The following is an 8,258-nucleotide window of genomic DNA, read 5'->3' as shown; positions in this document are numbered from 1 at the left end:
GCCGCTATAACTCACTGAATGTGAGTGGTAACGGGGGGCTGGTGGTACACCCCAACGGGGTGACGCTGAGTCAGCAACTGGGCACCTCGGTGGCCGTGGTCCGCGCACCGGGCGCTGCCGGGGTGAGCGTAATGAACGGCGGGATCCGCACCGACAGCCGCGGGTATGCGGTGGTGCCGTACCTATCGCCTTACCAGAACAACACGGTGAGCCTGAACCCGTCGACGCTGCCAGAAGATGTCGACCTGCCGCAGAGCAGCACCAATGTCTATCCCACCAAAGGGGCGGTGGTAGCGGCCACGTTTACGCCACGCACCGGCTATCAGGCGCTGATAACCCTGACCCAGGCTGGCATACCGGTACCCTTCGGCACGCTGGTGACACTGGCCGGGGAAGGGGCGGAGATCAACAGCGGTATCGTGGGTGATGCAGGCCAGGTCTACCTGAGCGGGTTGCCGGAACAGGGAAAATTGCGCGCGGCGTGGGGCCGTGGGGCTGCACAGCAGTGCCTGGCCCACTTCAGCCTGAGCAAGGCAGCAGTATCAGCAAATAATCCGGTGCGCATGCTGAATGTGCAATGTGAGGAAGGACAGTGATTAAACAACGTTTGATAAAGACAGCATCATACGGTATCGCCAGCATGGCGTTAATGATGCCCCTTGCGGCCCCCGCTCTGGCGGAAACCATCACCATCGGCAAGGGCACAGGGATCCTATGGGAAGGCATGCGGTTTAACGCGACATTGAGTGGTCCTCTCGATCATCCGCAACTTAATCCCGTATACGGACTTTTGTCGGTCTCTAAGTCATCGACGCGGTGTATGGCCTCAAATGAATTGAAAAACATTGGTGGCTATTTGGCCTTCCCGCTGACCGGGGTACCTGGAGTCGGATTGATGCCTCGGGCTTCGGGTAGCGCCACTTATACCCTAAATAATAATTCACAGGGGAAGTTGACTGGGACCATTGGCCAGCCAGAAACCAGAGGCTCCTCAACGTCACAAGGGAATATCACCTCGCCGCCAGACTATACATGGTGCCTGCCCCCTGCCACGTCGTCGAATGGTACATTTTACTCGAGTTCAGGTCCTCGTACAGCAACGCTCTCAGGCACCTGGGTACTGGTGGCGGACGGCAGCCAAAAAGCTGGAGAGGGTTCAGTTCCCCCCATGTATTTTGGTAGCTTTTCCGCCACTGGCTCAGGGGATAGAACGACCTCTATACTGCCCACCAATATTTCCCTGCGCATCTCCACGCTGGAATGTAGTGTGAATACCCCGACGGTCATCAACTTCGGATCGGTCATTCGCAATACCCAGGCCAATGCAGAACTGGCGGTGAAGCCCGTGCAACTGGTGGCCACCTGCGGGCAGCCTACTGACCAGATAAATGCCAATATCAATCTGCAGTTCCGCGCCATCAGCGGCCTGTACAACAGTGCAGCCTCACGTCTGGCATTAAACCAGGGGGGAGGCTACATCACCGGGGAAATTGATAACGGGGTGACCGGCAGTGGCGACTGCAAGGCCACAACCGGCTTGCGCTTTGATAACTCCCTCATAAAACTGGGCAGGATCACCAATGCGGAAAGCAGCAAAACCTTGACCAATCAGCTCACCTGGCGACTGTGTTCAGGAGGCAGCAATGTGCCCATTGGTGCAGTCACGGCCTCTACGGAAATGCTGGTAACGTTTAACTGAGCCGCATTTGGCGCTGCTGACGGTTGGGTAGCTTTCCAGCCGTCCAGCGGTTTGGGGTTAACAAGGTCGAATATTCAAATTTCGCAAAATTCCAGGGCATTCAAGACTACTTTTTAGCGTCGATTTTCCACTGCAGTAAACCATCAATATCCTTTTCCCCTTCGGCCTCTTTTAAGCGGCGCTGCTGCTCGGCAAACTGGACGTACTCGGCCTGTGCTTTTTCATCTGCCGCTTTCTTGCTGACCGTACCTGCGCCCTGTAACACATCGCGGTCGTTAAATTGTAGGAACTGATCCAGCTTTTCCTGCCAGTCCCGCAGGAATACCTGCTGGCGACGCCGTGCCTGGTCTTCGGCAAAATCCAGCCACATGTTGACCACGCGGTTGAGCTCACCAACTTCATCCTGATTGAGGTAGTTTTTCGCCACCGTCACATCGCTTTTACGCACCTCTTCGCCTTTATAGCTGCTCAACCCCATATGAGGCTGGCTGGCATCGGCACGCTGATGGATAAGTTCGGCAGCGGTATGGCCGGTACAGGCAAAATGCAGCTTGTTCTGGATGGTTTGAAAAAACTGCGTGGTCTCTTTGAGTGAGGGCTGGTAGTCGGCGGCTAGCGCAAAGATCTCCCGCACCCGCAAATAAACTCGGCGCTCGCTGGCGCGGATATCGCGGATGCGTTCCAGCATCTCGTCGAAATAGTCAGGTACAGCCGATGTGCCAACAGGCGGATTTTTTAGCCGCTCGTCGTCCATCACGAAGCCTTTGATCAGGTATTGCTGGAGGGTTTGGGTGGCCCACTGGCGGAATTGAGTGCCTCGGGCTGAACGGACGCGGTAGCCAACGGCGAGTATGGCCTCAAGGTTGTAGTGTTCGATCTCCCTGGAGACCTGGCGAGTACCCTCCTGACGAACTATCCGGAATTTCCGGATGGTTGCATTTTGCTCAAGCTCGCCTTCTTTGTAGATATTAATAAGGTGTTCATTGATGGTTCGAACGTCTTTATCATACAGCTCGGCCATCGACGCTTGGGATAGCCAGAGGGTTTCCGCTTCAAACCGACATTCAACCCGGGTACTCCCATCTGCACTTTTAAACAGCAGAAATTCCCCGACAGGAGCCAGAGGTAAATGTTCATTTGTCATGCAGCCTCCGTTTTTATCTGACTGACACTACGGCCATTCGCTTAGTATGCCAGATATACAGATGGAGGCTCATTACGCGAATGGCGTTTATTTTGCGGGCAGTCACGCAGAAACAAATAAACGCTTCATCAATGCCCCCAGATTGATGCTAAAAGATCCCCTTTATTCCTATGCTGCTCACAGATTCATTACTCACCGTTATATTTCAACTTTTTTCCATTCTAAACATCCTGTAATCTGATAAGAAAATACTAACTATGGTGGGCGTATGGCAGGGAAGGCCGTGATTTTACAAGGCGACAAAACCTCTCATGGTGGGGTCGTGTTACAGGGATCGTCAGTGATGCAGTTCTGCGGGACGAACGTAGCGCTGGTGGGGCATTTGGTTTCCTGCCCGCAATGCAAAGGGGTCTTTCCGATTGTCACTGGTGCAGAAACCGCGCTGGTCGGCGGGGTGCCTGTGGCGCTGGAAGGCATGAAAACCGCCTGCGGGGCCGCTCTGATTGCTTCACAACATGAATGTAATGCCTGACGGCAACGTCGTTCAGCGCTAATCACTCCGCCAGAACCGGCAGAGTCGCAAAATAATGGACAAGACGCTTTACCAGGGAGCAAGGATGCCGTGGCTACGTTAGATACGCTACAGACCGATTCAGACATTTTCCCACCGCGCACCTCACTTGCCGCCGGGCTGCTTGCGACGCTGAACGGCAGTGAATATGCGGTGAGCCACGCGGATATCGCGCTGTTGCTGCGCGCCCTGCCGGAACAAGGCCGTGGCGTCCCCCTCACCATTCTGCTGATTGATCGCCTGCTGCGGGAACTGGATCGGCGCCTGAGCGCCCAGATGGATGCCATCCTGCATGCTCCGGCGTTTCAGCGCCTGGAATCTACCTGGCGCGGGCTGGCCCTGCTGGTCGATAACATCCCGTTTCATGAAAACATTCAACTGACGCTGCTCCATGCCACTCAGGAAGAGCTGCTGGCGGATTTCGAATTCTCCCCAGACATTACCTCCTCGGGCTATTACCAGCATGTCTATTCGGCAGGCTACGGCCAGTTTGGTGGAGTGCCGGTAGCGGCGGTGATTGGCTGCTATGATTTTACCCCCGGTGCCGCCGATATCAAACTGCTGCACTACCTGAGCGTGGTCAGCGCCATGGCGCATGCACCGTTTCTGTCGGCGGCAGACGCCACCTTCTTCGGCGTTGATTCATTAGCCGACCTGCCCGCCATTCTTGATTTGGATGCGGTCATGGCTGCACCGACACATATCCGCTGGCAAGCGCTCCGGGCTACCCCTGACGCCCGCTATCTGGGGCTGACCGTGTGCCGATTCTTGCAGCGCGAGCCTTATACCCCGGCGTCACAACAGGTCCGGCAGTTTGTCTATCAGGAACAGATCGGAACCCATCAGCACCTGCTGTGGGGCAACAGCGCCTTTTTACTGGCGGTCTGCCTGGCGGGCAGCTTTGCCCGTTATCGCTGGTGCCCGAATATTATCGGGGCGGAGAGCGGCGGAGCGTTCCGTAACCTGCCCGCTCGCTACTATGCGGCGCTGGGGCGTTGGCAAGAAAAGATCCCAACCGAGACGCTGCTGTCGGACCAGTGGCAGTACCGCTTGTCGATGGCCGGGTTTATTCCACTTGGGGTGCGCAAACAAGGGCAGGACGTGGTGTTTTATTCGGCCAACTCAATCCAGTCGCCGCAATATACCGACCTCACGCCTGAAGGGATGAACGCTCGGGTCAATGACCAGTTGGGGGCTCAACTGCCTTACCTGTTTATCATTACCCGGCTGGCGCACACCATCAAAGTGCTGCAGCGTGAGCGGCTGGGTAGCTGGCGCAATCGGGGAGACCTGCAGCATCAGCTCAACAACTGGTTAAAACGCTTTGTCTCCGATCAGGAGAACCCACCAGCCAGCGTTCGCAGCCGCCGCCCGTTACGCGCTGCACGCATTGAGGTGCAGGAAGTCGCGAATGATCCCGGCTGGTATCTGACACAGTTGCATGTGCAGCCGCATTTCAAACACATGGGCTCCAACTTCGTCCTCGCCTTGACCGGGCGTCTGGATAAATAACCTCCAAGACAGGAAGTCTTGCGCATGAACCAGAACAAACATCGGCAATTCCCTCCAGCCCGTCGGCGCAAAGCGCTACACCAGGCTGCCGAGGTGCTGCAACAAACACATGCCCCGCTGGTTTCCTTCCTGACCGCACCCAACCACGATCCCGATGTGGAGCGGCAATTGGAGGGAATGGCCTGGATGACCGGGCAGTTAGAGGGGCAGTTGGCAGACCAGCTACCGAACCTCACCCACCATATGCTGGCCCTGCTGTGGCCCTATTTTCTGCGGCCCACTCCCAGCATGACCGTGCTGGAATGGCAGCAGGATTACCTGTCGGATCCCGCGCAGGCTTGCCCCCAGATTGCCAAGGGGGCCACGGTGGTCAGTATCCCGCTGCCAGTGACAACCGGTAAGGAAACGCTGCGGTGCCATTTCCGCACCTGCCGTGATACCCGGCTGTGGCCGTTACAGATGCAGGCGGTAAGCCGCGAGCAACGGCACGGCCATGACAGCCTGTATCTACAACTGGTCACCACGGCGGATCGGCCCCTGGATCTCACAACCCTGAACGGCCTGCGGATATTTCTGGGGGAAGACCTGCATACCGGGCAACAGCTGCATTTGTGGCTGAGTGAATATCCCTGTGCTACCAGAGGCGGAGGTTGGTACTTATAACTATCGCGGTGTACATCGAGGACATCCTGATGCTGATAATAATTTTAATGGGCGGATTGAGCCTGGTGATATAAATTCTGATATTACTCCGGAACTTCATAACGAAGGAAATGTTTCTGGTATTAGTCCATATACTTCTTGGACGCGAGACCCTGCTATAGCTCGTTTCTATGCTCAGACTGATGGTATAATTTTGAGAGTTAAAGCTGAAGCTCCAAAGGGTAACGAAAAATGGTCATGGGAGTTTTCTGATGATAAGTATTTTGAACAAGAAGTTCTTATGCAAGGGATTCGTGATAGCGGCATTGAGGTATTTAAACCATGATAACTATTGATTACTTGATAAGCAGGCTCGGATTTTTTGATAATAAAAAATTGTCTAAAGAGACAATTGATTTACTTTCGACCTCGATAAAATTGATCGAGGTCGAATATGATAAAAGCATAGCCATTAATGAATTTAAAATACACAATAAATACCTTGACAAGGCTGGCGTTAAATACTTTGGAATTAATGAGCTAATAGATATGCTGATGAGGATTTCAGATGAGAAAATATTAATTATAAATTGCCACAATGAAAATCATGTATTAAAAGTTTTTATGGATCTAAATCATAATGTTATTGGTGTGGTTGGCTTTGAAAAGCGTAAAAGAACTCCAGAAGAGATTGAAAGGGAAATGCATAATTTAAGAAGAAAGTAGATTTTGTGCTATACCTAAAATACCATCATCATCAATGGATGATTTTTTGGCGACTGGAAATATTGGTGGTGATAAAATGAGTAAGGGGAGGTAGTTAACTATGTTACATGGACTAACCAAAGACGACCATGGTGTCATTGGGTTTGTTATTGGAAAGGTTCAGCTTCTCAAAAAAAATTTGTGCGGTATAGCATTAAAACGTGGTAAAGATCTGGGAGAGGAATGTCCCCCTAAGCTGCATTGCAAGCATTAGAAAAACACCCTGAGATTGAGCAGTGTTTCAGGGATACTTTCCCGTTCATTAATTTTTAAATTACCTCCCCCCCTGTACTTATTAATTCTAACATGGGGGGCTTGGGGCTGAGTTTTACGGGGAATGACAGAGGGAAGGCAAACAGGCCCGCACGGCGCGCCACTGGAGCAACCTGCCGAACCTTGAGTAGCGTTTTCTGTAAGATAACCAACCCGAAACCGGCACCGTGGTCCACCAGGACGGTTTCACGGGAGACCTAGCAACATGACATCCGATTCCGCCGCTTCATCAAAAAGGTCGCCCCGGAAGGCGCGTTCCACCGCAACGATTTGCGGCTAGACCTGATACTGTATCCGAACACACCGATTTGCTTCCTGCTAGTTTCGGCTGGAACCCGGAAATGTGTCAGGCGCTTGTGCGCCACCTCAATACCAACAACAAATTGGCTTCCGATTATCGTAGACCGTTGATAAAGTGACCGACGGGTAGGCGAAGGGAAACCAGCATGGTCGAACGTATTGATTACCAGATTGAAAAATATAGCTTCGCGGAAGTTAATGAAACGCCGCGTATTGCGCAGCAATGGGCTGAAGTCCTCAAAGAATGCCGTCAGGTGCGGGCTGGAAGTATCGAGCGTCTGCGCATCGCATTGCTGAATGTGGATTATGTCACCAGCTTTGAACTGCCTTTTCGTTTGCTGTTGGTGCGTACCCCACAACTGATTGCCGAGCTACGGGATGAACTGCAACTCAGTCAGAAAAGCGCAGTGTTCAACGGCAAGCGTTTTGGCTGTGTTTACAGCGTAAAGTCTGATTTGAGTAAGGTACCGGATGAATTTCAATACCGTCTGTCAACCCGCATTCGCAGGGAAGTATCGTCAGGCGAAACCGCAGAGCCTTACCGGGAGATTGCCAGGGAAATAAAAATGCCGCGCGAGCGGCTTAAAAAGGCACTTGAGAACGGACTCGCGGTAACGGCGCTGGATGGTCTGTTTTGGTTCGGTATGCAGCGGATCGCAGCCGACGTGGCGATACTCAGAAAAAAGGGGATGCGTATTGCGACCTCAGAGGTTCAGGCATGGGACAGTCTCACAGCTACCCTCCGCCCCATCCCGGTATACAGCGGTGTCTGATGCGCTCATTGTCACTGTTGTTATCTTTTCCTAGTGTGCTTTTTCGGCGATCACAGGAGTCGCATGTGACAACTATCTCTATTGAATTTACTTATTTTTATCGTGTTGGATTTTGGTTGGTGCCCCCTATTGTGCCCCCAAATGATTTTGCTTGTGGAAACTAGGGGCATTAAAGGCTATTTTTTGGTGTCGGTTTTCCACCGCAGTAAACCGGCAATATCCTTTTCTCCTTCAGCTTCTTTTAAGCGGCGTTGCTGCTCAGCAAATTGGATGTATTCAGCCTGTGCTTTTTCATCTGCCGTTTTTTTACTGACGGTACCAGCGCCTTGTAGAACCTCTCGGTCATTAAATTGCAGGAACTGATCCAGCTTTTCCTGCCAGTCCCGCAGGAACACCTGCTGGCGACGACGGGCCTGATCTTCGGCAAAGTCCAGCCACATGTTAACTACGCGTATTAGGCGACAATTACTCTGACCTCTGTCGCGTCAATTACTTTGGCCGATTTGTAAGCTAAGCGTCCGATTTCCCAACTAATGGAGAGGTTGTGGCGCTTAACGACAAGCAGGTCAATCTCTATAT

9 protein-coding genes and 1 pseudogene are annotated in these 8,258 nt (G+C 52.7%); 8 read left to right on the top strand and 2 right to left on the bottom strand.

Going from position 1 to position 8,258, the window contains the following annotated elements; genetic code table 11:
• On the top strand, nucleotides 1-596 hold a 596-nt coding region (locus tag ACMV5H_RS24580; RefSeq protein ID WP_414822688.1), incomplete at its 5' end, for a fimbria/pilus outer membrane usher protein.
• Nucleotides 593-1,699: a hypothetical protein gene (locus ACMV5H_RS24575; RefSeq protein WP_414822687.1), complete on the top strand. Its 1,107-nt coding sequence runs from the start codon at nucleotides 593-595 to the stop codon at nucleotides 1,697-1,699. The genes ACMV5H_RS24580 and ACMV5H_RS24575, both read left to right, overlap by 4 nt.
• A 106-nt stretch (nucleotides 1,700-1,805) precedes the next feature.
• Here ACMV5H_RS24575 and ACMV5H_RS24570 read toward each other — a convergent pair whose 3' ends face one another.
• Nucleotides 1,806-2,843: a virulence RhuM family protein gene (locus tag ACMV5H_RS24570; protein ID WP_414822686.1), complete on the bottom strand. Its 1,038-nt coding sequence runs from the start codon at nucleotides 2,841-2,843 to the stop codon at nucleotides 1,806-1,808.
• A gap of 268 nt (nucleotides 2,844-3,111) precedes the next feature.
• Between ACMV5H_RS24570 and ACMV5H_RS24565 the strand changes: the two genes are divergently transcribed.
• The 6 genes from ACMV5H_RS24565 to ACMV5H_RS24540 all read left to right on the top strand — a co-directional run bounded on the left by ACMV5H_RS24565 (nucleotide 3,112) and on the right by ACMV5H_RS24540 (nucleotide 7,679).
• Nucleotides 3,112-3,375: a PAAR domain-containing protein gene (locus ACMV5H_RS24565; protein ID WP_024527682.1), complete on the top strand. Its 264-nt coding sequence runs from the start codon at nucleotides 3,112-3,114 to the stop codon at nucleotides 3,373-3,375.
• Nucleotides 3,376-3,465: 90 nt separating this feature from the next.
• A complete protein-coding gene (gene tssC, locus ACMV5H_RS24560) occupies nucleotides 3,466-4,926 on the top strand; it encodes a type VI secretion system contractile sheath large subunit (protein WP_414822685.1) in 1,461 nt (486 codons plus the stop codon).
• Between the two features lie 24 nt (nucleotides 4,927-4,950).
• Nucleotides 4,951-5,589, top strand: a complete 639-nt coding sequence (locus ACMV5H_RS24555) for a type VI secretion system baseplate subunit TssF (RefSeq protein ID WP_414822684.1) — start codon at nucleotides 4,951-4,953, stop codon at nucleotides 5,587-5,589.
• Nucleotides 5,558-5,914 (top strand): hypothetical protein, encoded by a 357-nt coding sequence (locus ACMV5H_RS24550; protein ID WP_414822683.1) that lies wholly within the window; start codon nucleotides 5,558-5,560, stop codon nucleotides 5,912-5,914. The genes ACMV5H_RS24555 and ACMV5H_RS24550 overlap by 32 nt, the downstream gene beginning before the upstream one ends.
• Nucleotides 5,911-6,294: a hypothetical protein gene (locus ACMV5H_RS24545; protein WP_414822682.1), complete on the top strand. Its 384-nt coding sequence runs from the start codon at nucleotides 5,911-5,913 to the stop codon at nucleotides 6,292-6,294. Before ACMV5H_RS24550 ends, ACMV5H_RS24545 begins: the two co-directional genes overlap by 4 nt.
• Before the next feature lie 758 nt (nucleotides 6,295-7,052).
• Nucleotides 7,053-7,679: a DNA-binding protein gene (locus ACMV5H_RS24540; protein WP_414822681.1), complete on the top strand. Its 627-nt coding sequence runs from the start codon at nucleotides 7,053-7,055 to the stop codon at nucleotides 7,677-7,679.
• Between the two features lie 176 nt (nucleotides 7,680-7,855).
• Here the strand turns inward: ACMV5H_RS24540 and rhuM are convergent.
• Nucleotides 7,856-8,137, bottom strand: a pseudogene (gene rhuM / locus ACMV5H_RS24535) (RhuM family protein); the annotation flags it as partial.
• Between the last annotated feature and the right edge of the window lie 121 nt (nucleotides 8,138-8,258).

The organism is Serratia sp. N21D137 (assembly GCF_047530005.1).
Taxonomy (GTDB): Bacteria; Pseudomonadota; Gammaproteobacteria; order Enterobacterales; family Enterobacteriaceae; genus Chania; species Chania fonticola_B.
Note: the sequence above shows the minus strand (reverse complement) of the source record. Positions and strands in the feature narration are given on the sequence as shown.

What these genes read in the sequence shown, in the direction of transcription:
- ACMV5H_RS24540 (WP_414822681.1), top strand. Translation starts at nt 7,053, where the DNA reads ATGGTCGAACGTATTGATTACCAGATTGAAAAATATAGCTTCGCGGAA.
- ACMV5H_RS24555 (WP_414822684.1), top strand. Translation starts at nt 4,951, where the DNA reads ATGAACCAGAACAAACATCGGCAATTCCCTCCAGCCCGTCGGCGCAAA.
- ACMV5H_RS24545 (WP_414822682.1), top strand. Translation starts at nt 5,911, where the DNA reads ATGATAACTATTGATTACTTGATAAGCAGGCTCGGATTTTTTGATAAT.
- ACMV5H_RS24570 (WP_414822686.1), bottom strand. Translation starts at nt 2,843, where the DNA reads ATGACAAATGAACATTTACCTCTGGCTCCTGTCGGGGAATTTCTGCTG.
- ACMV5H_RS24565 (WP_024527682.1), top strand. Translation starts at nt 3,112, where the DNA reads ATGGCAGGGAAGGCCGTGATTTTACAAGGCGACAAAACCTCTCATGGT.